19 protein-coding genes are annotated in these 22,968 nt (G+C 41.6%); 8 read left to right on the top strand and 11 right to left on the bottom strand.

What is annotated here, in order from left to right; genetic code table 11:
- Window positions 1-114 precede the first annotated feature (114 nt).
- From VB740_RS28840 to VB740_RS28825, 4 genes are all read right to left on the bottom strand, one after another.
- Window positions 115-2,103: a nitrate ABC transporter ATP-binding protein gene (locus VB740_RS28840; RefSeq protein WP_323203270.1), complete on the bottom strand. Its 1,989-nt coding sequence runs from the start codon at window positions 2,101-2,103 to the stop codon at window positions 115-117.
- Window positions 2,104-2,172: 69 nt separating this feature from the next.
- On the bottom strand, window positions 2,173-3,006 hold the full coding sequence (ntrB, locus tag VB740_RS28835) for a nitrate ABC transporter permease (RefSeq protein ID WP_323203269.1): 834 nt from the start codon (window positions 3,004-3,006) through the stop codon (window positions 2,173-2,175).
- 104 nt (window positions 3,007-3,110) lie between these two features.
- Window positions 3,111-4,433 carry a CmpA/NrtA family ABC transporter substrate-binding protein gene (locus tag VB740_RS28830; RefSeq protein WP_323203268.1) on the bottom strand — a complete coding sequence of 441 codons (1,323 nt, stop codon included), beginning with the start codon at window positions 4,431-4,433 and terminating at the stop codon, window positions 3,111-3,113.
- Window positions 4,434-4,589: 156 nt separating this feature from the next.
- The gene (locus VB740_RS28825; protein WP_323203267.1) at window positions 4,590-6,233 is read right to left on the bottom strand and encodes a ferredoxin--nitrite reductase; all 1,644 of its coding nucleotides are present in this window, start codon (window positions 6,231-6,233) and stop codon (window positions 4,590-4,592) included.
- Window positions 6,234-6,731: 498 nt separating this feature from the next.
- Here VB740_RS28825 and VB740_RS28820 point away from each other — a divergent pair, with 498 nt between their 5' ends.
- The 6 genes from VB740_RS28820 to VB740_RS28795 all read left to right on the top strand — a co-directional run bounded on the left by VB740_RS28820 (window position 6,732) and on the right by VB740_RS28795 (window position 11,583).
- Window positions 6,732-7,145, top strand: a complete 414-nt coding sequence (locus VB740_RS28820) for a ubiquinol-cytochrome c reductase iron-sulfur subunit (protein WP_323203266.1) — start codon at window positions 6,732-6,734, stop codon at window positions 7,143-7,145.
- Window positions 7,146-7,327: 182 nt separating this feature from the next.
- The gene (locus VB740_RS28815; RefSeq protein WP_323203265.1) at window positions 7,328-8,626 is read left to right on the top strand and encodes a HEAT repeat domain-containing protein; all 1,299 of its coding nucleotides are present in this window, start codon (window positions 7,328-7,330) and stop codon (window positions 8,624-8,626) included.
- A gap of 87 nt (window positions 8,627-8,713) precedes the next feature.
- Complete coding sequence (locus VB740_RS28810; RefSeq protein ID WP_323203264.1) at window positions 8,714-8,923, top strand: type II toxin-antitoxin system HicB family antitoxin; 210 nt, start codon at window positions 8,714-8,716, stop codon at window positions 8,921-8,923.
- 3 nt (window positions 8,924-8,926) lie between these two features.
- On the top strand, window positions 8,927-9,151 hold the full coding sequence (locus tag VB740_RS28805) for a type II toxin-antitoxin system HicA family toxin (RefSeq protein ID WP_190909794.1): 225 nt from the start codon (window positions 8,927-8,929) through the stop codon (window positions 9,149-9,151).
- 184 nt (window positions 9,152-9,335) lie between these two features.
- Window positions 9,336-10,283, top strand: a complete 948-nt coding sequence (locus tag VB740_RS28800) for a LysR family transcriptional regulator (protein WP_323203263.1) — start codon at window positions 9,336-9,338, stop codon at window positions 10,281-10,283.
- 226 nt (window positions 10,284-10,509) lie between these two features.
- On the top strand, window positions 10,510-11,583 hold the full coding sequence (locus VB740_RS28795) for an anthranilate phosphoribosyltransferase family protein (RefSeq protein ID WP_323203262.1): 1,074 nt from the start codon (window positions 10,510-10,512) through the stop codon (window positions 11,581-11,583).
- A 32-nt stretch (window positions 11,584-11,615) separates the two neighbouring features.
- On the opposite strand, the gene VB740_RS28790 is transcribed toward VB740_RS28795, so the two are convergent.
- Both VB740_RS28790 and VB740_RS28785 read right to left on the bottom strand, forming a co-directional pair.
- Window positions 11,616-13,040, bottom strand: a complete 1,425-nt coding sequence (locus VB740_RS28790) for an LCP family protein (protein ID WP_323203261.1) — start codon at window positions 13,038-13,040, stop codon at window positions 11,616-11,618.
- Between the two features lie 285 nt (window positions 13,041-13,325).
- Window positions 13,326-13,667 carry a hypothetical protein gene (locus VB740_RS28785; protein WP_323203272.1) on the bottom strand — a complete coding sequence of 114 codons (342 nt, stop codon included), beginning with the start codon at window positions 13,665-13,667 and terminating at the stop codon, window positions 13,326-13,328.
- A gap of 253 nt (window positions 13,668-13,920) precedes the next feature.
- Here VB740_RS28785 and VB740_RS28780 point away from each other — a divergent pair, with 253 nt between their 5' ends.
- On the top strand, window positions 13,921-15,096 hold the full coding sequence (locus VB740_RS28780; protein ID WP_323203260.1) for an AI-2E family transporter: 1,176 nt from the start codon (window positions 13,921-13,923) through the stop codon (window positions 15,094-15,096).
- Window positions 15,097-15,163: 67 nt separating this feature from the next.
- Here VB740_RS28780 and VB740_RS28775 read toward each other — a convergent pair whose 3' ends face one another.
- Entirely contained in the window at window positions 15,164-16,492 is a 1,329-nt protein-coding gene (locus VB740_RS28775) for a serpin family protein (protein ID WP_323203259.1), read from the bottom strand.
- Window positions 16,493-16,920: 428 nt separating this feature from the next.
- Complete coding sequence (locus VB740_RS28770) at window positions 16,921-18,516, bottom strand: S8 family serine peptidase (RefSeq protein ID WP_323203258.1); 1,596 nt, start codon at window positions 18,514-18,516, stop codon at window positions 16,921-16,923.
- A 187-nt stretch (window positions 18,517-18,703) separates the two neighbouring features.
- Here VB740_RS28770 and rpe point away from each other — a divergent pair, with 187 nt between their 5' ends.
- Window positions 18,704-19,411 (top strand): ribulose-phosphate 3-epimerase, encoded by a 708-nt coding sequence (gene rpe / locus VB740_RS28765; protein ID WP_323203257.1) that lies wholly within the window; start codon window positions 18,704-18,706, stop codon window positions 19,409-19,411.
- 783 nt (window positions 19,412-20,194) lie between these two features.
- Here the strand turns inward: rpe and VB740_RS28760 are convergent.
- The 3 genes from VB740_RS28760 to VB740_RS28750 all read right to left on the bottom strand — a co-directional run.
- Entirely contained in the window at window positions 20,195-20,665 is a 471-nt protein-coding gene (locus VB740_RS28760) for a HetP family heterocyst commitment protein (protein WP_323203271.1), read from the bottom strand.
- A gap of 1,235 nt (window positions 20,666-21,900) precedes the next feature.
- A complete protein-coding gene (locus tag VB740_RS28755; RefSeq protein WP_323203256.1) occupies window positions 21,901-22,545 on the bottom strand; it encodes a cysteine peptidase family C39 domain-containing protein in 645 nt (214 codons plus the stop codon).
- 138 nt (window positions 22,546-22,683) lie between these two features.
- Window positions 22,684-22,968: hypothetical protein (locus VB740_RS28750; RefSeq protein WP_323203255.1), on the bottom strand; the 285-nt coding region annotated here is incomplete at its 5' end.

The following is a 22,968-nucleotide window of genomic DNA, read 5'->3' as shown; positions in this document are numbered from 1 at the left end:
CTCTCTCCAAACCTCTCTCCTAAAAGGAGAGAGGCTTTGATTTTTGCTCCCCTTCTCTACAAGGGAAGGGGTTGGGGGTTAGGTTTGAGATAAAGTCGCATATGGCGTTAATGACTAAAGAAATACTTCTTCAATACGTATTTGCCGTTTAATTTCCAAGCTTTTGAGATACTCTATCGGCTCTGATGGGTTAAAAACTTTCCCATCAAATAAGTGAACAGGGTCATCTTCTCCGATATCGAGTAAGCCGAGTTCGCGGGCAGCAGCACCAAATATGTCTGTGCGACAGACTCTTTCAATTACCTCCACCCAGTTTTTCGGGAAGGGTGTTAAACCCCAACGTGCCATCTGAGTGGCCATCCATAAAATTTCAGTGCGGTTGGGATAGTTGGTTTGATTGAGATAAAACTGGTTGTATCCTTTGAATTCTTGTGGTTCTGTACCGTCGCCGCGATCGTAGCGATCGACGAAACCAGGACGAACATATATAGGATCTATGTCTAAGTACTCAGGACGGCAGAGTATTTCTAAAATTTCTTCGCGGTTGCGGAAATCATCACAGTATTTACAAGCTTCTAACAGTGCTTTAACCAGAGCAAGATAAGTTTCTGGATATTTCTGCGCCCAATCTTCCCGCACTCCCAAAACTTTTTTCGGCTGTCCTGACCAAATTTCTAAAGCTGTAGCGGCAACGAAGCCAAAGTCTTGATGAACAGCAAGATAATTCCAGGGTTCTCCAGCACAGTAACCGTCAATATTTCCGGCTTTGAGTTGAGAAACCATTTCCATTGGTGGAATCACCGTTAGGCTGACATCTCGATCGGGATCTATGTCACCAGCCGCCAGCCAATAACGCAGGATTAGGTTCACCATTGAAGTAGAGTGAGCTACACCCAAAGTTAGAATTTGGTCGGGAGCAGCGTTAATTGCTGTTTTTAAGCCAGCCAGATTTCTGACACCTTGGCTATACAATCTTTTGCTTAAGGTGATGGCGTTCGCATTGCGAGAGATATTTAGGGCATTGATTATAGGAATTGGTTTTTTACCACCAGCACCCAAAGTTAGGGCTAAGGGCATTCCCGCCAGCATTTGGGCTGCATCTAATTTGCCAGTAACAACCCCTTGAGCTATTTCCTTCCAGCTATTCGCACGAGTGAGGGTGATATTTTCTAAACCATACTGGGCAAAGAAGCCTTTTTCTTGAGCAACGATTAAAGGTGCAGCATCAGTCAGAGGCATAAAGCCAATTTCTAAATTGACTTTTTCTAAGCCGTTGTGGAATATGGCTACTGGTGCTGAAGTCTGCTGTGCTTTGCGTTTCTTAACCAGTTTTTGTTGGTTCAGGAAGTAAATCATTTCATTCCGCAGACTGTAGTAGCTGGGATGTTTGACGACTTCCAAGCGTTGACGCGGGCGAGGGATTGGCACTTCGAGGATTTGCCCGATGTGAGCTTCTGGGCCATTAGTGAGCATGACAACGCGATCGCTCAATAAAAGCGCTTCATCTACGTCATGTGTCACCATCACACAAGTAACGTTGTGTTCGTTGCAGATTTTCATCAGTTGCTCTTGCAAACTACCCCGTGTTAGGGCATCCAACGCTCCAAAGGGTTCGTCTAACAGTAATAACTTGGGACGAGTTGCTAGGGCGCGAGCGATCGCTACCCGTTGTTTCATTCCCCCAGATAACTCGCTAGGGCGTTTATTTGCCGCCAGACGCAGCCCCACCATATCAATATGTTCTTCGATAATGCTTCTGCGATCGCCTTTGGGCTTACCCTTGTACACTTCATCCACAGCTAGGGCGATATTTTCCCTTACTGTTAACCAAGGCAGCAAAGAGTAGTTTTGAAACACAACCATCCGATCTGGGCTGGGTTCTCTAACTTCCCGCCCTTCTAACGTCACACCGCCAACACTTGCTCTATCTAAACCTGCAATGATGTTGAGCAAAGTAGACTTACCACAACCAGAATGTCCAATTAGAGAAACAAATTCCCCTTCTTGGATTTTCAAATCAATATTTTTTAGAGCAATATATTTGCCGCCATTCGGAAGTTCAAATACACGATCGATGTGGTCAACTTCAACAAAAGTAGTCATTTGTTAATTCGTAATTCGTAATTCGTAATTCGTAATTGAGGAAGTAACTTATTTCCTATTCCCTATTCCCTAGTCTGGGACAACTTTGCTAGCTATAAAGCCAACCATTCTATCTAGAATTAATCCGACTAAACCAACATAAATTAGTGCGAGGATAATTTCGCTTAAGTTAGTTTCTGTGGTTGTGTTGTAAGCATCCCAAATAAATGAACCAATTCCCACGCCACCGACTAACATTTCTGCTGCAACGATTGCTAGCCAAGATAAACCAATGCCAATGCGTAATCCTGTGAATATATAAGGAACAGTTGCAGGAAACACAACTTTTAAGAAATACTTTAGTCCTTTCAAACGTAAAACTCTAGCTACGTTTACATAGTCTTGAGGAATTTGTTGCACGCCCACTGTGGTGTTGATCACAATCGGCCAAATGGATGTAATGAAAATCACGAAAATAGCTGAAGGATTCGCTTGTTGAAATGCTGCCAGAGAAATTGGTAGCCACGCTAGAGGCGGTACTGTCCGCAACACTTGGAAGATCGGATCTACGGCATTATAGAGTAACTTGTTAGCACCAACAAAAATACCCAATACAATACCAACAATTGCTGCTAGCGAAAAGCCTAAAGCGACTCTTCCCAAACTACTAAGTATCTGCCAGCCCAAACCTTTATCACTTTCACCATTATCGAAAAATGGATCGATAATAAAAGGGTTCCAAGTTTCTGAAAACGTTTCTATTGGGCCAGGTAAACCGAAGTTAGGAGTTAAACAAACTAGTTGCCAAATCACTAAAAATATAGCTAATGCTACTAGTGGCGGCACAATCTTTTGCGAAACTAATTTATTGAGATGTTTGCGGTTACTTTTTCTAAAATTGCGACTTCCAAGAATAGCTGCCATTTTCTTTGTTCTCCGGTTGCCTTTACGTAGCTAGGCGTAAAATTCAAGTTTGTAGTGAGTGAGCACAGTATTATCACAAAGGGAGATTGTGCCTAAATACTTCATTAAACTTTCTTGATTTTTAAACTTTGCAAATATGCTTCTGGTTTCTCAGGGTCAAACTTTACACCATCGAAGAAAGTTTCAACTCCACGAGAAGTACTCTTAGGGATTTCAGAATCAGCAACACCAATAGCTTTAGCTGCTTGTTTCCACAAGTCCTCTTTATTCACTTGATTAACTATTTCTTGAACTTTAGTATCTTTTGGTAAATAGCCCCAGCGAATTTCTTCTGTTAAAAACCAAATATCATGGCTTTTGAAAGGATAAGAAGCATTATCTACCCAGAATTTCATCGGATGTGAAAAGTTTTGCTCAGTCCGTCCATCGCCGAAGTCAATATTGCCTTTAGACCTTTCTAAAATATCTGCAACAGCAACGTTAAAGTATTTCCGGTCAGAACAGATTTTGCACATCTCCTCTTTATTTTCGGCGCGATCGCACCATTGTTGAGCTTCCAAAACTGCCATCAACAATGCTTGTGCAGCATTAGGATTCTGATCAACCCAATCTTTTCGCATCGCAAAGGCTTTTTCTGGATGATCTTTCCACAACTCGCCTGTAACTAAAGCCGAATAACCTAATTTTTGGTTCACCAATTGAGCGTTCCAAGGCTCTCCCACACAGAAAGAATCGATAGTGCTGACTTTCATATTTGCCACCATTTGCGGTGGTGGTACAGGCGATAAAACCACATCTTGATCTGGATTAATACCGCCAGCCGCTAGCCAATAGCGCATCCATAAATCATGAGTGCCGCCAGGAAAGGTCATACCAAATTTCAAGGATTTTTGCTCGGCTTTGGCAAGACTCGCAGCTTCTTTCAGCGCCTTGCTTTCTAATTTTACATTCAGGTTTTTAAATTTATTTGCAACAGAAATAGCCTGACCATTGGTATTTAATCTTGCCAAAATATACATTGGCACTTTATCGTTAATGGTCATCAAATAAGGCATGGGGCTAAGGATGTGTGCGCCATCAATACCACCGCCAGATGAGCCAATTTTTAAGTTATCACGGGTGACAGGCCAAGATTTTTGTTTGATTACCTCAACATCAGTCATACCGTACTTGGCAAAGAAACCCTTTTCTTTAGCAATAATTAGGGGAGCAGCATCAGTTAGAGCGATGAATCCTAATTTGGCTTTGGTTGTTTCTACCTTCGGCGCATTAGCTACTGTAGAGACATTGGCAGCCGGAGCCGCAGAGGGTGCGTTACCACCTGTTGAGGCTGTATTGCTACCGGAAGAACAACCATGAGCCAGGATAGAAGCCGCCGCCGCAGTAGTGGTGGTTAAAATAAATTTTCTGCGTGAAATATTTCTCATTTGTCCTTTATTTTTTGTCATTTATTAAGCACTACCAATTCAGTAACGAGGCGTAAATAAATTCAAGTTTGTAGTAAGGACTTTAGTTCTAATAAACTTTGCTCACTCACTACGAACTAGGATTTTATTTCCTATTTCATGCTCCCCGGCTACTTACTAACTGTTAATTACTAAAGCTTCTTGCTTGAGTTTTGCCCCAAAATTTTTGATTAGTAAATCTTGCAATACTGGCTGCAAGTCTTCGCATGGTATGCCTTTGGTAACGCAAGTTCCTAAATGAGCATCCTTGCCGACTTTGCCACCCATATATATGTCAACGCCTTCCAAGGTTTTGCCATTTTTACGAGTTTTAGTTCCCATCAAGCCGATATCTGCAACTTGAGGCTGTCCGCAAGAGTTGGGGCAACCTGTCCAGTGAATTCTGACTGGATTGGTGAAGGTTAAATCTTCTTCTAAGGCTTTAATCATTGCCAGGGCGCGGTTCTTGGTTTCGATGAGAGCAAAGTTGCAAAATTGTGCGCCTGTGCAAGATACTAGCGATCGCGTCAGCAAACCTGGATCAATAGAAAACCTTTCTAGCAAAGACTCTGTTAAAAATGTTGCTAACCGCGAGTCAGAAATGTTCGGGATAACGATATTTTGCTCAACCGTGACGCGGATTTCACCACTGCCGTAAACTTCGGCTAGACGAGCGATTTCAAACATATCTTCGGCATACAACCGACCGACGGGAATGTTCAAGCCTGCGTAATTTAATCCTGCTTGTTTTTGTTTATATACCCCAATATGGTCGCGTTTTTCCCAGTCGATTTCGTCTTTTGCTGCTGCGGGTAAAAATGATTTACCCAAACGGCTTTCTACTTCTGCTCGAAACTTTTCTACACCCCATTCATCAATTAGCCACATCAAGCGCGATTTTTGCCGATTAGCACGCGGGCCATGATCACGAAAGACTTCTAAAACTGCTCTACATACAGCTACTACATCTTCAGGAAGTACCCAAGCATTCAGAGGAATCGCCGCCTCACAACGTTTAGCTGAGAAAAAGCCACCGACGAGGATGTTAAACCCGAAAATTTTGTGTTGGGAATGGGCAGAGGGGCAGAGGGGCAGAGGGGCAGGGGGGAAATTTTGCTCCTCCGCTCCCCTGCTCCCCTGCTCCCCTGCTTCCTTAAATGCTGGAACAAAAGCTAAATCGTTAATTTCAGCATGAACTGAATTGTCTCGTCCACCTGCGATCGCAATATTAAACTTCCGTGGTAAGTTGCTAAACTCTGGGTTTCCTTCCCCTTTGTTGGTGAGCATATCTTGAATTTGCTGTACTAACTCTCGTGTGTCGTACAACTCATCTGCATCTAACCCCGCCACAGGATCGCCTGTGATGTTGCGGACGTTATCCATCCCTGACTGGACGCTGGTTAGTCCAACTGCGTGAAATCTATTAAAGATATCTGGTAAATCTTCAATTCTGATCCCCCGTAATTGGATATTCTGCCTCGTAGTAATATCAGCACAGCCATCATCACCGTAACGCTGCACCACTTGGGCTAAAACACGCATCTGACTGCTGCTGAGAATACCGTTAGGCATCCGCAACCGCATCATAAACTTACCTGGGGTGACTGGGCGAAAAAACACACCCACCCATTTGAGTCGATGATCCCGATCGATTTCGTCCATTGCTTCCCAACCAAGGGCAGCAAATTTCTCTATCTCACCTCTGATGGCGAGTCCATCTTTTTGCGCCTTGAATTTCTCGAACTTATTGAGGCTGGTAGTGGTAGTTGCTGTGTCTGTCATAAGCTGACTCTCAATGCAAATTACTGAATATGGTGATAATTAGCCAATATCAATCAACCCGTAGCTCCATAAAATCTTGTATCTACGAGGATTAGGGAATAAAAACTTAATATTTGCTTACGGTTGATTATTTTTACTTAAGAGGATTCCAAAGCTAAACTCCAAATCCGTGATCAGTTAAGGAAAACTTGTCGCCATTTAGATGTTGGAAATTTGTCAAGCAGGTTTAGAGAATGTTTATGTAACAATTTCGATACTCATAAGTTAAAGCCAGATTTCTGTTAAAATCGTATAAATTGTTACGGTTTTATGGTAAAATTGCTGAAAACGTATAAATAATATGCATTTTTTGCATCAAAGCCAGTCAATGAGCCACGTAAAGCGCTTAATGAAGGGTATTTGAAACGATCAAAGGGATTTTAGATTGCCATAGATCCATCCTGAATCCAAAATTGAGTGGCAGATATTAGCTAAAACTTAAATATCATTTCAGCACCTATGAAACGTCGTGATTTTATTAATTGGGTAGGTTTGGGTGGGATAGCGAGTTCCCTACCAGTAGCGATCGCAGCTTGTTCTTCTCAAACAACTCCAACTTCTAGGGATTGGCAAACAATAGGCACTTCGGCAGAATTAAATAAGATTGGCCAATTGCTGGCGAAAAATTCACCTGCTGGGCCTGTGTTGGTAGTCGGTACATCTAAAGCCGAAAATCTAGCTGCTGTTAACCCTACCTGTACTCACGCAGGTTGCACCGTAGAATGGAAAGCTGAGGCAAAAAAATTCGCCTGTCCCTGTCATGGTTCGGAATTTAGTATTGATGGTAAAGTGCAAAAAGGCCCGGCGACAGAAGCGCTGAAAACTTACGCCGTCAAAATTGAGGGTGATTCAGTTGTAGTCAAGCCAAGTTAAAATAATTCGTAATTCGTAATTCGTAATTCGTAATATGCACTTTAGTGGTTAAATCAGAGATGGAGCCGCTGTTCAAAATTTTTGTAATGATGTACTAAAAAGCAGAGTAAGGGCAGTTAAAAGCAGCGATTTATTTACGAATTTGTACTTTTGTTGTATTCATATAGTTCACAATTCAGGGTATGGTGAGTAATATCAATCAGCTTTTAGTGCAAGCCCAAACAGCACATGATATGGCTGATTGGTCATCACTCATTCAATATTTACAACAATTAATTTTAGGGACAGATTGCGAAAATCCAGAAGTAGTTGAAAATCGAGGATATCTGCTGACATTAGCATTTTCAATCTTAGAGGTGGGGGATTTTCAACAACGCTGGGAAATCACCAAAGTGTTGATTCAGTTAAAGGATATTGCTATCCCACCACTCATTGAGATATTAGAAGATGAAGATGCAGAGGAAGAATTACGCTGGTATGCAGCACGGACTTTAGGCGAATTTCAACACCCAGATGCGATCGCACCCTTGGTTGAATTGTTGAAAACTGATGAGGATGAAGAACTCAAAGCGATCGCAGCTACAGCATTAGGGCAAATGGGTACTGTTGCGATCGCTGCACTCTCTGAACTTTTATTAAATGAAGATACAAGGCTTTTAGCAGTGCGATCGCTTTCCTGTATTCCGCAAACGGAAACCATCACACCGTTGTTGAGTGTAGTGCAAGATTCACAAGCAGCAATCCGCACTGCTGCAATTGAAGCCCTCAGCAGCTTTCATGACGAACGTGTTCCACCAGTATTGTTAAACGCCTTGGATGATATAGCCGCCACAGTTAGGCGTGCAGCAGTGCTTGGTTTAGGTTTTCGCCCCGACTTACGCGAAGCATTAAATTTGGTAACGAGACTACAGCCGAAGCTTTACGACTTTAATCTTGATGTTTGTTGTGCAGCCGCAGTTTCCCTTTCTCGGATGGGTTGTGATGATGCAGCCCAGCAATTATTTAAGGTGCTAATATCACCTCATACACCGCTACCACTGCAATTAGAAACCATCCGCGCTTTAGTTTGGGTGGGAACACCATCCAGTTTGGAATATTTGCAAACAGCATTTAATCAAAGCACTTCAGAGACACTTTGGCAAGAAATTGTTACAGTTCTGGGGCGTGTGCAAAAGCCGCAAACTACACAAGCGGCAGAAATATTATTGCAAATACTGCGATCGCAGCATCCAGCCACAGAGATTGCTAACGTCAAAAGTGCGATCGCTTTGTCTTTAGGACAATTAGGCGAAATGCAAGCTATTGAACCATTGATTTCGCTGCTAGCTGATTCTAATGCATCTGTGAGACTACATGCGATCGCTGCACTGAGAAATCTGGATAATGAAGCCACATATCAACAATTGCAGCAATTAGCAAATAACACCGCACTCACACCAGATTTGCAACAAGGAATAGCGATCGCTTTAGCCGAGTGGTAATTTCGTCAAATTGGAGGTCAGATTCCTCTAGTATGAACAGGTGATTGTCCGGCTATGATCTAAAGCATATTGCCACTGACCAACTTTATGAAAACCTTTACTGCGATAATTGAGCGAGATTCTGACACTAATCTCTACGTTGGTTATGTGCCTGGATTTCCCGGAGCGCATTCTCAAGGAGAAACCTTAGATGAGTTACAGGAAAATCTACGCGAAGTGATTGAGATGCTTCTAGAAGATGAAGACGCGACATTTGAGACGGAATTTGTTGGTATACAGCAGATCGTGGTTCAGTAAACCATGAGCAACATTCCTGTCCTGAAGCCACAAGAGGTCGTCCGCATTCTAGAAAACCTTGGTTTTGTGGAGGTGCGCCAGAAGGGTTCACACAAGCAGTTTCGTCACCAAGATGGTCGAGGAACAACAGTTCCGTTTCACAAGAGCCGTGATATTTCGCCAAGATTGCTACGCCAAATTGCGAATGATATTGGTTTGTCTGTTGAAGAAATGCTGGAGTCGCAGTGAGATTCATCCTCTCCTTTGGCGTTAGCACATCGGTACAAAGCGGAGAATTTACGAAAAAGGCGGTAAAACCTGATTTACACAAATGTAAATCATAGAAAAATTACCGTAACAAACTATACTAAATTGTGGATAAAAAACCGTTAACTTTAATGAAAGTTATAAATGTAATTCAGGCTACATAAAAATGCGCCTAGAGCAGTTGCAAGCCTTTCTAGCGATCGCCCAAACCGGCAGCTTTCAACAAGCAGCGCGAACATGTGGTGTTACCCAATCGACGATTAGCCGCCAAATCCAGGCATTAGAAGCAGATTTGGGTGTAGAACTTTTTCATAGAACAAGTCACGCCAAATTAACGCTGGGAGGTGAATGTTTACTACCTCGCGTCCGCAAAATTTGCCAAGAATGGCAGACAGCGACAGAAGAATTAGCTGATTTAATCGCTGGTAAGCAACCAGAACTTTGCATTGCCGCGATTCATTCCCTGTGCGGATCTTACTTACCACCAGTGTTGCAAAAATTTTGTCATGATTATCCAGATGTGCAATTGCGGGTGACTTCATTAGGAAGCGATCGCGCCCTCAAAGTGCTCAAAGATGGATTGGTGGATTTAGCAATTGTGATGAATAATCGCTTCTTAACCACTGGTAGAGAAATGGTGGTAGAAGTACTTTATGATGAACCGATAGAAGTTTTAACCGCAGCCAATCATCCCCTAGCCCAATATGAATGCGTCCCTTGGTCGGAGCTAATTCGTTATCCCCAAGTGGTTTTTAAAGATGGTTATGGGATGCAGCGCTTAATACAAGATAGATTTGAGCGAATGGAAGCTACACTCCAGGCGGCTTTAGAGGTAAATACCCTAGATGCTTTCCGGGGAGTGGTGCGCCAAGGAGAACTGATAGCTTTGCTACCTCAATCAGCATTATTAGAAGCTCGTCTTGACCCTACCCTAGCAATTCGTTCCTTAGCCAGCAATAATACTAGTGGTTTAGCAGATGCTTCCAGTTTGACCCGTCGGGTAGTTATGGTCACAACTCAAGATCGCCTCCAAATTCCCCCGATCAAGCACTTTTGGCAACTCGTGCGCGAAAATATTCCATTACAAATTGACCAGCAGCGATCGGCTTGTTAAACGTCAAACTAATTCATAATTGATAATTCATAATTGAAATCAGTGGGAGCAAGAAATGCTCCACTGTCTTTTTGACCAATGATTTAAAAATTCAGTGGTTGGCTCTGTACCCATTTTAAAATTTATGAATTATGAATTATTTGGTCATTAGTTATTAGTCATTGGTCATTAGTCATATTCAGAAAGGACAATGGACAAATGACAGTGGACAAAGGACAAAGGACAAATGAGTAATGTATTTAGGGAATTACTGCAAAAAGTAGGTAGTGGAAATCATACAGGTGAGAATTTAACTCGCGCCCAAGCAGCCACCGCCACTAAAATGATGCTGCTGGGTGAAGCTACACCAGCCCAAATCGGAGCGTTTTTGATTGCTCATCGAATCAAACGCCCTACGGGGGAAGAGTTGGCGGGAATGTTGGATGCCTATGATGAACTGGGGCCAAAACTGCAACCAATCGCCTCTGGGCGACCAGCGATCGCTCTTGGCATCCCTTATGATGGCAGAACCCGTACAGCACCAATTAGTCCAGTAACAGCTTTAATACTCGCCGCAGTTGGACAACCAGTGATAATGCACGGTGGCGATCGCCTCCCAACCAAATATGGTTTACCCCTGATAGATATTTGGCAGGGTTTAGGAGTCGATTGGACTACCCTACCACTAGCAAAAACCCAGCAAGTGTTTGAGCAAACAGGAATCGGCTTTATTTATCTACCTCAGCATTTTCCATTAACTAACAGTATTTGGGAGTATCGCGATCAACTTGGCAAACGTCCGCCATTGGCAACAATGGAGCTAATTTGGTGTCCTTATGCTGGGGATGCTCATATAATTGCTGGGTTTGTTCATCCGCCCACAGAAGGGATGTTTAAGATAGCTCTAGGGCTGCGAGGAGTAACAAAATTTACATTAGTGAAGGGATTAGAAGGAAGTTGTGATTTACCACGCGATCGCACTGCGATTATCAGCTTATCTTCATCCATAGCATTCCAAGAGGTAGAGCGATTGCACCTCGTACCGCGTGATTACGGCTTTACTACCAAGAACGTACCCCTTGGAACTACTGAAGAACTAGTGGCACAAATGCAGGAGGTTTTGGCAGGTAAACCAGGCGAACTAATGCAAACAGCCTTGTGGAATGGCGGATTTTACCTATGGCGCAGTGGTATTTGTCCAGATATGCCAGAGGGTTTAGCTAAAGCAGAAGAATTATTAACCAATGGTGTAGTTGCAGCTAAACTCCAAGAACTCAGCCAAGTAGTAAATTCGCTGTCAGCAATATTTATACCAGTGTAATTAATTACGAATTACGAATTACGAATTACGAATTATTTGGTCAGCAACTCCTCCAAAATAGATTTTTGTTGCAACCAATCCTGGCCCACTTGGATACTGATATCCGAGCCAATGTTGCCAGTACTTTCCACACGCACTTCGCCAAATCCCAAAGTGTTGCGAATTGATTCGGCACTCTCACCATCTCCTTGTTGGGCGACAATGTGAGTTACTTCTAAAGGTTCACCCCATGCCTTAGCCACATATATATTGCGATATCCAGATTTTTCTAAGGCTCTAATCAATGGACGCAGGTTAGAGCGATCGCCACCTGTACTATCTTGAATTGCTACACGCAAAGAGCCTGGATCAGACATCTGCTGTTCCTGGTCTGATTCCAAACCAAAGTGTTGAGCCATCAATTTAGCAATACCATTTTTGCTTGGCAACCAATAGCTAGCATCATACTCACTCTTCTCACTAAAGCGACCTGGCAGCATTAACATTTGCATGTTAGAGCGATTTGTCCGCACCCCAAAACCCATTAACGCTACTAACTCTTCAACCGTTAAATTGGTATCGATGTGGTCTTTGACTACATCCAGAACTTTAGGTAATTGAGCAACAGTAGCTGGATTGAGTGTTTGATCCATCAAAGCCCGCATAACCATTTGCTGCCGCTGAATCCGACCAATATCACCGAGTTCGTCATGGCGGAACCGCAACAATTGCAGTGTCTGTTCACCATTGAGATGCTGCTTACCCGCCTTCAAATTGATGTACAAATGCTGAGAATCATCTTGGTACTTCATATCTTTAGGGACGTAGACTGTTACGCCTCCTAAAGCATCGATCAGCTTGCCAACTCCCAAAACGTTAATTCGAACATAGCGATCAATTCCCGCCCCACCCAAGAGATTACTGACGGTTCTGGCAGTCAAAGCTGGCCCACCTTCAATATTGGCGGCATTAATTTTTTTTATCCCATACCCCTCTATTTCTGTGCGGGTATCTCTGGGAATGGAAAGCATAACTATTTTTTTCGTCTCTGGATCAAATTTGACCAAGAGCATCACATCGGCAAGACCATCGAAGGAGTTTACTTGGGGCAGGTACTTGAGGTTTTTGGTTTCTTCAGGAGGGCTTTGGACATCTGGCGGGAGTACGCTCATCCCCATAACTAAAAGATTTACTGGGCGAGTTAATTCTGAAAAACGCAGCACACCTCCAGAAATGCGATCGCCATCAAAGACCGCCTCATCCTGTGGACTTAGCTGGGCTTGTTGCAAAGGCGTGCTGGTTAAAGACACTGCCAAAAGCGCCCCTGCCGTCGCTGACACCATTGCAATCCCACTCATACCTACCCAAAACCACAGCCAACGTCCAGATTTCGAGTTATGGGGAAGGGAAATTTTTTTCTTGGACTTTGAGAATTTTCCCGACTGGTTTTCTTCCGCCGAACTTCTTTGAATGGTCACAGACTTCCTCACACTTACTCACTAATCAAATTCGTTAGATTGCAGACTAAAAACATGCAAATAAATCAACCCATAATAACTAACTCTTAATTATCAGTGCTAATTTTTTTAATGTAGTGTCAACCACAACACTTATAGCAACATTTTTCCTGCTTTTGGGTCAACCTGGATATGTTTTACTGAAGTATGGCAATAATAAACTGGATTTGACTAGATATATAGATAAATCAACCGTAATTTTTTAGAAAATAGGTAAAAGTACTGAAAAATTATCACCTTAAAAAATTAAGATAAGTACTTTCCAAGTACTCGTTCTGCTAAATTAGTAAACCCTGGTAAACGCCCAGATTTGCCCTGCATCAGGCGCAAAATCAACCATACACTTACTAAAAAGTAACCCGATGTAAGAAAACTATTCAAGATAAATAGACGTAGCGGAAAAAAATCTGAAGTTGCTGCTCCGGTAGCTAATAATAGATATCCCAACAGCCAAGTAACTGCCAAAGTAATAGACAGACGGCTAATAGCAAGTTGTTCGCGGCTTCCTTGCCCCCGAGAGAGAGTCCACAAGGACGGAAAAAAGCCGATGATCGGAATCAAATGTAAAAGCAACTGTGTTTTGGGCATTGGGCATTGAAAAGAGGCAGAGGGGCAGGGGGCGGGGGGCAGGGGGGAAAATTCTTCTCCCTTGCTCCCTGCTCCCTGCCCCCTTGCTTCTTCCCCACTCCCCACTCCCCACTCCCCATTCCCTTTCGGTTCAAAATTTTCCATTTGGATTAGCCTAACTCCTAAACTAGAAGGATGAATAAGACTCATATAGTTAGAGATAATAAGCTGTAAAGAAAGATTTCATTTAGTTGTATCCCGCAATCAGCTCAAAATGCAGACACGCAAGCTACTCGACTGGTGGCAAACATTTACACCAATAGCGCGAATCGGGGCGATCGCGTTATTCCTGCCGCTGCTAGTTCTTAATGGTTGGGCACTTTCGGTATTTTTTGATTATTTCCATTCTCTCATAGTCATTTTAGTGGGAGCCTCAGTGCTAGCATTTCTGCTCAACTACCCCGTGAGCTGGATGGAGCATCATGGTGCTAGACGAGAGCAAGTTGCTATCTTAGTATTTCTCTTGGCTTTATCGATTTTATTAGCGTTGGGTGTGACACTTTTTCCGTTGGCCCTTACCCAAGCTCAACAACTTGTGGCTCGTTTACCAGAGTTGATTGACTCTGGGCGCTCTCAATTAATGATATTAAACGAAAAAGCTGAGACTTTTGGCTTACCGATTAACCTCGATGCTCTGGTAGTGCAAATCAACGATCGCGTCAAGGGACAATTGCAAGCGATCGCTGGACAAGTTTTAAATCTGGCGGTAGTTACAGTTACTAGTTTGCTAGATATTCTCTTGACGATGGTTTTGACTTTCTACCTTTTACAACATGGGGGTGAACTCTGGCAAAGTTTAGTGGGATGGTTACCTACTAAATTTCGCGCTCCTTTCTCGAAAACAGTCCGCCTAAGCTTTCAAAATTTCTTCATCACTCAGTTGATTTTATCGACTTGCATGGCATCAGCCCTCATTCCTACCTTTTTGTGGCTGAAGGTGCCATTTGGTCTACTATTCGGTCTAACTATTGGTCTGATGGCTCTCATCCCCTTTGGTGGTTCTGTAGGCATCGCTCTGACTACACTATTGGTAGCATTGCAAGATTTCTCAATGGGTGTGAGAGTGTTGATAGCAGCGGTAATCGTCCAGCAAATTCTGGAAAACTTAATTGCCCCCCGAATTTTAGGCAGCTTTACGGGTTTAAATCCAGTTTGGATTTTAATTTCAGTCTTGACAGGGGCAAGAGTTGGCGGACTGTTGGGTGTAATTGTGGCAGTACCTACAGCTGTTGTAATTAAGACTGCTTTAAGCGCCTTGCGTCCTGGGAGCCTAAGCAGCGAGACAGACGACAACGCCACTGGGGAAATAACTCCATCTGTTGCAGCAAAAGAACCCCCGAAAGCTGACACCAAAAATACTCTGAGTATTTCTGAACCAACATTACCCTAGAATTCAATTCAAGATTCAAAATTCAAAATCTAAAATTCAAAATCCAAAATGAAGAAGTTTGGATTTTTTACTGTGGCTCAATAATGGAACCCATAAACAAAATGTTTCCCGTTTGATTATCCCTAATAGTACAGAAGAAGGGACGATCAACAATCATTCGGAATGGTTCTGGTTCTTCTCTCAAAGATGTTGTTACTATTCCCACTGAAGTAGCCGCAGCCGCTTCGGTTCCTTCTTCATTCACTTCGACAAAAGTTTTATGCTTAACTTGGCTAATGGCAAAATTTTTACCCATGCCGGAAAAATTGGCTTTGTTGCTGAAAGCCTCTTCCATGCCTAAAGTTTTCAAGGCATCATTTAGTGTAACTTCGTAATCTGTTTTGAAGCGGGGTAGGCGAATAAACCCTTTTTGTTCGTTGAACTGAGTCATCCATTTTTCCCAGTTCTCAATATTCAAGCTTTGATAGAAGGCTTTGAGGTTAGAATTCTGTTTGGGCAGGAAGATATAAAAACTGACTTTACCATCTTTGCCATAAGGTAAACTAACTGCCTGAAACTGTTCATTTTCATAGTACCTGTAGTCACCTTTTTGTGACATCATTGGGTGTTGTTTTTGTCTACCAGATGTAATGTAAAAAGGGTATTGAGCGGTTTGACTTTTTTCAAATTCGTTACTCCAATTACCTTTGAAATATATAGCATTAATCAGAAATAATACTTGATTTGGTTCAATTGTTTCAACTATTTTATTGATTTTACCCTTGGTATTTTCTGTTACCCAGTTATTGATAATACTAGATGCGGCGGCATCTTTAAAGTTTAAATTGCTGACCTTAGCTTGATAGAAATCCTGGGTTCTCTTGAGGAAGTCTGGCGCAAAGCTAACATCTTGATTTGCCCAAAGTGAGTTAGCAATGCTCAGTTGCACTTTTGCATCCTGATTGTCTAAAAGCTGCTTTAATACCGCCGCGTAAGAGGAGTTAATTTCTGGTAGATTCATCCCCTGTAATTCCAGGGTTTTCGCCATTGCTTGTTGAGTCGAGCCGCTAGCGCCGTTGTAGGTCATAGCAAGAGCGATCGCAACACTCGAAGGTGAGATAAAAACATTATTCGCTTTCTCATTTTTCAGAACTTCTGAAAACAGTTTGAAGCCAAACTTATTGCTGGACTCAACGATTTTTTTATCAGTCTTGAGTGTTTTTTTTTGCAAAGGGGTTTCTGGCTGAGGTAAACTAGATTGGGCAAGGGCACCTTTGTTACTCTCGACTTGAGAACACCCTAATACACTAAATAGAACAACACTTGCCGCTGCCAAAGCATAACGTCTACCCAGACTCACACCGTAACGTCTTTGCAGGAAATTTTCTTTCGCATCACTAAATTTCTGCCGATTCATTCTGCTACCTCGCTTGCCAAAGATTCCCGATCTGTGCTCATGGTTGACGCAGATACTGTGTCAATGATTAACTATTGCATTTGCTCCAATAGAAAAATGGGACTGTTACAGTTTTTGTAACAGCAAGTTAGTAGCTCATAGGAATTAAACACAACTTATTAGAGTTGCTAATCCCTGATTGGGGCGGCTATGCAGACGAATTATGAAAAATATCGATTCTTAGGAATTTTCCTATTTATATATAAAAGTATTGTAGACTACTTAATCAGAAAATAACCACTGTTATTGATTTTTAAAGATAAATCAAGCTTCTCGGTTCACGAAATACTAAACTTTTGTAGGGACACACGGCTGTGGGTCCCTATAGAGGTTCAAATAGATAAAAAACGCTGTAAGTAAGTTGACACATGTAGTTGTGCGCCCCTATTTCAATTAATAGGTACACTCCACCAAGCTAAACTATAGGCTTGAGTTGCTTCATTTAACTTTTGACGAAAGTGAACGCGGATTTTGTAATTGCCGGTAGCAGCAACGGGGCAAAAAATATGTTCTACACTATCGATTTGGCTGATTGAGGAGCAAACAGCACCAGCATTTGGATTTTGAGCATCAGATTTCACCAAGTATAGATCGAGATTATTTAAGCCGCGATCGCGAAAATTTTCGCCTGCGTCATATTGCTGGTTTTTATTTTTATCGTTGAGTTCCACCAATCGATCCCAACTCATGGTGACAGCGACAAAACTTCCCTGCTTTAAAGGTTTTGCTAATATATAGTCAACAGAAGCTCCAACATCGACTGTACGATAATCCCAACCAATCGCTGGCACAGCACCTGATGGTTGCCATTGACCAGCACTAAATTGCTGATAAGCGCGAAATACATTTAAATGACCCGCTCCCATTTGGGCATCCAAAGAAATCTTTGGATCTTTATAAGCATCCGAATCTAGCCAGTTTTGATTTTGTTTATCAATTAGGGTTCGGCTCATTCCCAACCGTAAGCCATTGCCACTATCTAAGATTTTGTCTGCTGAATTCAGCAATACAGCTTTCATTAGTTGATGACGCCGAGAATCAATGCTCCAGTTGGGTTGTTTTGTCCGCATCTGTCTGTCAGCAAATTCCTGCAACAGAGCAACAGTAGCCGTAACTTGAGGCGCTGCAAAACTCGTACCTGTAACCTTTTTCAATTTGCCATCTGGATTGAGCAAAGAAATGTTATTACCAGGAGCAACTAAACTGATGGCGCGACGCCCATCAAGATTAAATTCCTTGCCAGCTAGCCTTTGAGTCGCTCCTTGATTAACAGCCGCCAGATTAGCTACGTCTACTTTGTTAAAAACTCCCCCTCTGCGGGATGAAAAAGCCACGTTCATTCCGTTAAAATTATCTGTAGGAATGGGAATACCGCCCTTACCCTGGTTGCCTGCGATCGCATACAAAACATCATGAACGCGACTAGACCAGTCAACACATAAAGTTAGTAAAGCATTGCCGTCTAAAATAGCCTGTGGTCTAGGATCGCGGCTCAGAGATTCACCAAAACTAAAGTTAATGGCACGAACATCACCACTATTTTGTAGTGCTATGTGCTGGGCTGATAAACACTCTTCTGGTTGACCCATGTTTTTAGTCGAACCCACCGCAGACGAATACAGTCTTGCTCCCGGAGCAATTCCCGGCAAAGCTTTATCTTGACTTACCATGACACCAGCGACATTGTAGGCGTGGGGATCAACACCGCTATTAGACTTAGCTGGGCCATTGCGTAAGAATACTCCCGCTAAGGATATGGCACGATTTTTAGACACTGCCTTATCCCACCCAAACATTCCCGGTCGGCCAATTTCCACTTGACCAATAGCAATCTTACGACCGATTAAATTATAAGGAGGTCGGTGTAGCTTCAGAGCATCAATGCCGTTAGTTCCCAAAGCAGATTCTAAAGCTGAGGCAATTGCTGGCACACTCAGACAAGAAGCACTTAATCCCCAAATTATCCAGGTTAGTTTTTTAGTCATTTGTCATTGGTCATTGGTGATGAGATTAGAGGAAAGGTTACAGGTAACAGGTGATAGGGAATAATCTGTACCCTGTTACCTGTACCTTATTCCCTATCTTCCAAAAAAGCCGGGATCAAAGTTATGAGTCTTGCTCAATGTTTTGTTACAATGCGTACAGACGAGGACGCTTAAAAACCCACTAGCCATGACCCAAAACCTATCTCAAAAGCCCATTGTAATTGCTCCATCTATCCTATCAGCCGATTTTAGTCGTCTAGGTGATGAAATTCGCGCCGTCGATGCGGCTGGAGCAGATTGGATTCATGTTGATGTCATGGACGGTCGTTTTGTACCTAATATTACGATAGGCCCTCTGATTGTGGAGGCGATTCGTCCGGTTACGACCAAGCCGCTGGATGTCCACTTGATGATTGTGGAGCCAGAAAAATATGTAGAGGGATTTGCTAAGGCGGGTGCTGATATTATCTCTGTACATTGCGAACATAATGCTTCCCCACACCTGCACCGCACCTTGGGACAAATTAAAGAGCTTGGTAAGAAAGCTGGTGTTGTACTTAATCCTGGTAGCCCTCTAGAGCTAATTGAATACGTTCTAGATTTGTGCGATTTAGTACTGATTATGAGCGTCAACCCTGGTTTTGGTGGTCAAAGCTTTATCCCTGGTGTATTACCCAAAATCCGCAAGCTACGTCAAATGTGCGATGAACGCGGTCTTGACCCTTGGATTGAAGTGGATGGAGGACTGAAGGCAAATAATACCTGGCAAGTTCTGGAAGCGGGAGCTAATGCAGTTGTCGCCGGTTCAGCTGTATTTAACGCTAAGGATTATGCTGAGGCTATTACATCAATTCGCAACAGCAAGCGTCCTACCCCAGAATTAGCCAAGGTTTAATTAATTTTTGGATTCACTATACTCCACAAAAAGTAAGGTGGGCGATTTGCCCACCTTATTTTTATTGAGACATAAAAAACTGGAAGCTATTCAAGTTTTGAACTTCCAGTAGTTGCTATATAAATTGAAAATTTAGAAAACAGATATAATCCAGGTTGGGAGGACTAGGATTACAATAGTCGAAAGAGAAGCGTATGAGCTACTAGTTCTACTAGCCACGATTGCGATTTCACCGTAACTTTTCTATTTCCGTTCCTGGTATTGGTGTTAAGCGTTTGCTTTATTAACTAAAGCAACACCAATCACAGTGTAGAAAGTTTTATAAGCAATACTTACACCGTCTGCAGTCGGTAAAAGCTATGTAAAGTTTGGATTGGGAGAAGCTACCGCTCCAAATTTTCTTTGCTCAGACTTCCTCGAAAATAGAACCACCAGTAGCAACGGTTAGATCATCAGTCTTGGTATAGGAGTTATTTACTCCATGAAATTCTGACCACTTTTGTAATCAGTTTGATTTCTTTGATCGTCAGAACTAATTATTGAATTTATTTTTTAAAATTAACTTGCTTGCCGCCAATCACCTCTATTTTCGTTTAAGTTGTAGTTTTTATTAGTTTACCAATATCGTTAGTATATTTTTGCCATTTTGGCATATTTTTTTAAAAAATATCAAATTACTCACTACTATAGAAAATCTACCATGCTAAAAATTTTAAATTAGCATGGTAGGCTTTCAGACACTCAATCAACTCTAGAACAGAATCTATTGATTCCAAATACTTTTTAATTGAATCCACAGCGTTTCAATGAAATATCTTGAGTGCTTTCTGGTTTTATTTGCGATTTGATTGATTGATGATCGTTAATTTGCTGTGCCATTCTCTGATCTAAATTACCACCCCGAATTTCCGTTTTTTGCTTTCCGACGACTTCCAGATAAGCTCTGTCTTTGATTTTGGTTAAGCAACTGGATGATACATTACTATCAGATAGTGCATCATTAGCATGTTTTAGGATTTTTAGATTTTCGCTTTGCTGTTGATTTGTCCTACTAGCTTTAGAGTTTTCTTTGAGCAATCGATTGTAGGTGCGATATGGAATGTAATGGAGAGGATTATAGCCAGCGAATCGCAGCATTAAAACACATGCCCAGGAATATTTACCAGCAAGAATTGCTTCAACTACTTTGTCAAATTGTTGAGCCTTCACTGTCTTATCTAAGTTACTACTAATGCCAGCAATGTCTTGATTAATCATAGTTTTTAGGTGTCTGGGATGAAGTAAACTAGTTTAGTTTCTGCGATTGTTGGTGTTTAAATTGAAGTTTACAAACTGCTTAGTTAGTAAAAGGTATGAATTTACCTTTTACCTTGTCATCTGACCGGTAAAACCAAAGTCTCATGTGGCTTGTGGTAGAGGTAATTTTGTTGTATGAAAGTTTTCCAACTCCTAATTAACAAATTTTATCTGTTCAATTGGTTGTACTTCTTACTACTACTAAATTAGGCATGTTCCGGGAAGTTTACATATTTTTTGGGCTAGTAAAGAAAATTGATTTATCTTTGAAGGTTAACAACGCTATTCGTATCTATACTATTTATTGTCGTTAATGTCATCTACTAAATTAGCAGATTAATAAGTTAAATTTACTGAAGATATTTGGATACGTAGGTGTGTATTGTGCAACTTTTAATTTTGACCTCTTTTGCTAATTGGTGAGGGGTCTAACCCCTCACCTGATATCAATTTAAACCTTTTATTATTGTCGAGTCACTAGAAAATATTAGCATTAACCAGGAGGTAAAACAACTTCTAACAATACCAATATATAAAAGCTTAGTAAAACGTGATTAGCCATAGTAATTGCAAATATTTTTAAAATATTCTCAAATAGATGAGAATGTTATTTTTTAGCCTTGTATGCATTAATTTACAAAGGCTACAGCTTTAGTTTAACTAAATAAAATCGCTATGAAGTGCTCATAAATATTTCATGAGTATCATAACTAAATCAGAGATAGTCTAGCTTTCAAATATAATTATTTATTATTAATATATATAATTTTAATTATAATCAGATGAGTTAAACAAAACGTCCGTGGCGGTACGCTGCCAACAAAAAGTGTAGCAGGCTAAACCTATATAAATTAAGATAATTAACTAATAGACAGGAAGCTAATTAATTAGAAAATGCTGCTAAGTTGATTTTGCAAAAATTTATCTGTGTATTAATATCTAAGAATTTTATATAAGTGAGATTATAGATGCAGTTGCAGTTGGGCTAAATGGTGACATGAGCCACTAATTGACATGAGTTATTAATGAATACCTTGCTTAAAGAGAACACCTCTATCTGGAACAAGGATATTATCGACATAATGAAGATGATACGAGCTTGATTAATCTGGCTTAAGTTCTGTTGAAGTTGGCGTGCCAAATCGATATCTAAAGCACTAGTTGCTTCATCCAGAATCAGAATTGTTGGGTTTTTAATCAGTTGACAAGTGAATAAAGTAAGGATAATTGCTCTGAGTGATTTTTGATAATGCCACAATATTTGCCAATAGTGGCTTAAAAGGAATTTCTGACCCTTGGGGGTATTCAAGTTTTCCGCAGGGCCTAAAAGTAAAAAGTAGTGCATATTCTGTTCGGCTAGCTTCAAACTGTGAAGGCGAAAGCCAGTCCTTGCCTATGCCTGGATTACTTAATATACGATCGCCTTTAACTCGCCAGACAACCATATAATGAATTTCTTGCCAATTAGCTACCCACGGGTTATAATATGAGTCCAGCTTGCTAAGACTCGCTCTTACTGCTAGCGCTTCCAAGAGCAGATGAGTTGAGGCTTCTCCTTCAATAGTTGCGTTTGACGCAATTAGCTGTACCCGACCCTGGCAAACTGAATACAAAAAATTTCTATTGTCTTGAATTTTCCCATCTAGACCGTAGATAGTTGCCTCCTCGCCTAGTTGAAACTCATGGAGAACCGAAACTTGGCTAAATTGAGATTCTAGGTTTGTATCCTCTGCAACTAACCTCAAAAATCTGAGCATAGCCACTTTTGGAGTGGGAGACTGCTGGTTACTTGTATATTTCACATCTCCCCGGACTCTTAATGATGAAGAGGAGTTCATGGTTTAATTTTGGTTTTTTGGGTAAACTTACTAACTTGTGTGAGGTAAGTGTTTATAGAGAAAAAATTTGGTAACTCTTTCGCTGATTTGGTTTTACATCATTCGACTAGCCTATGTAAAACGCAATTATTTGTGTTTTTAATCACCCAATATTTCAATTTCATTTCTCAGATTTATGGTTAAGGCTAGTAATAGTTGCATTTTTTGAAATACTTCAACTCTTACCATTACTGAAAATTTCCTTCGCTTCCGGAAATACTCGGAAAATAAAATCACAAAACTAGACTCTGCTTTCTCAGATGAAGACAGGCTAAATTTGGCATTACGCATACCAAATATGACCGTTCGTAGGGACGCACAGCTTACCCCTACCCCGGATTTCTCACCACACCCCTCAAAGCCTGCGCTTGTGCAGGGGAGCAG

It is taken from the genome of Nostoc sp. UHCC 0251 (genome assembly GCF_034932245.1).
Classification (GTDB): Bacteria; Cyanobacteriota; Cyanobacteriia; order Cyanobacteriales; family Nostocaceae; genus Nostoc.
Note: the sequence above shows the minus strand (reverse complement) of the source record. Positions and strands in the feature narration are given on the sequence as shown.

Excerpts from the sequence above, each read along its gene's own strand:
- VB740_RS28840 (WP_323203270.1), bottom strand. The coding sequence starts at position 2,103 with ATGACTACTTTTGTTGAAGTTGACCACATCGATCGTGTATTTGAACTT.
- ntrB (WP_323203269.1), bottom strand. The coding sequence starts at position 3,006 with ATGGCAGCTATTCTTGGAAGTCGCAATTTTAGAAAAAGTAACCGCAAA.
- VB740_RS28830 (WP_323203268.1), bottom strand. The coding sequence starts at position 4,433 with ATGAGAAATATTTCACGCAGAAAATTTATTTTAACCACCACTACTGCG.
- VB740_RS28825 (WP_323203267.1), bottom strand. The coding sequence starts at position 6,233 with ATGACAGACACAGCAACTACCACTACCAGCCTCAATAAGTTCGAGAAA.
- VB740_RS28820 (WP_323203266.1), top strand. The coding sequence starts at position 6,732 with ATGAAACGTCGTGATTTTATTAATTGGGTAGGTTTGGGTGGGATAGCG.
- VB740_RS28815 (WP_323203265.1), top strand. The coding sequence starts at position 7,328 with ATGGTGAGTAATATCAATCAGCTTTTAGTGCAAGCCCAAACAGCACAT.
- VB740_RS28810 (WP_323203264.1), top strand. The coding sequence starts at position 8,714 with ATGAAAACCTTTACTGCGATAATTGAGCGAGATTCTGACACTAATCTC.
- VB740_RS28805 (WP_190909794.1), top strand. The coding sequence starts at position 8,927 with ATGAGCAACATTCCTGTCCTGAAGCCACAAGAGGTCGTCCGCATTCTA.
- VB740_RS28800 (WP_323203263.1), top strand. The coding sequence starts at position 9,336 with ATGCGCCTAGAGCAGTTGCAAGCCTTTCTAGCGATCGCCCAAACCGGC.
- VB740_RS28795 (WP_323203262.1), top strand. The coding sequence starts at position 10,510 with ATGAGTAATGTATTTAGGGAATTACTGCAAAAAGTAGGTAGTGGAAAT.
- VB740_RS28785 (WP_323203272.1), bottom strand. The coding sequence starts at position 13,667 with ATGCCCAAAACACAGTTGCTTTTACATTTGATTCCGATCATCGGCTTT.
- VB740_RS28780 (WP_323203260.1), top strand. The coding sequence starts at position 13,921 with ATGCAGACACGCAAGCTACTCGACTGGTGGCAAACATTTACACCAATA.
- VB740_RS28775 (WP_323203259.1), bottom strand. The coding sequence starts at position 16,492 with ATGAATCGGCAGAAATTTAGTGATGCGAAAGAAAATTTCCTGCAAAGA.
- VB740_RS28770 (WP_323203258.1), bottom strand. The coding sequence starts at position 18,516 with ATGACTAAAAAACTAACCTGGATAATTTGGGGATTAAGTGCTTCTTGT.
- rpe (WP_323203257.1), top strand. The coding sequence starts at position 18,704 with ATGACCCAAAACCTATCTCAAAAGCCCATTGTAATTGCTCCATCTATC.
- VB740_RS28755 (WP_323203256.1), bottom strand. The coding sequence starts at position 22,545 with ATGAACTCCTCTTCATCATTAAGAGTCCGGGGAGATGTGAAATATACA.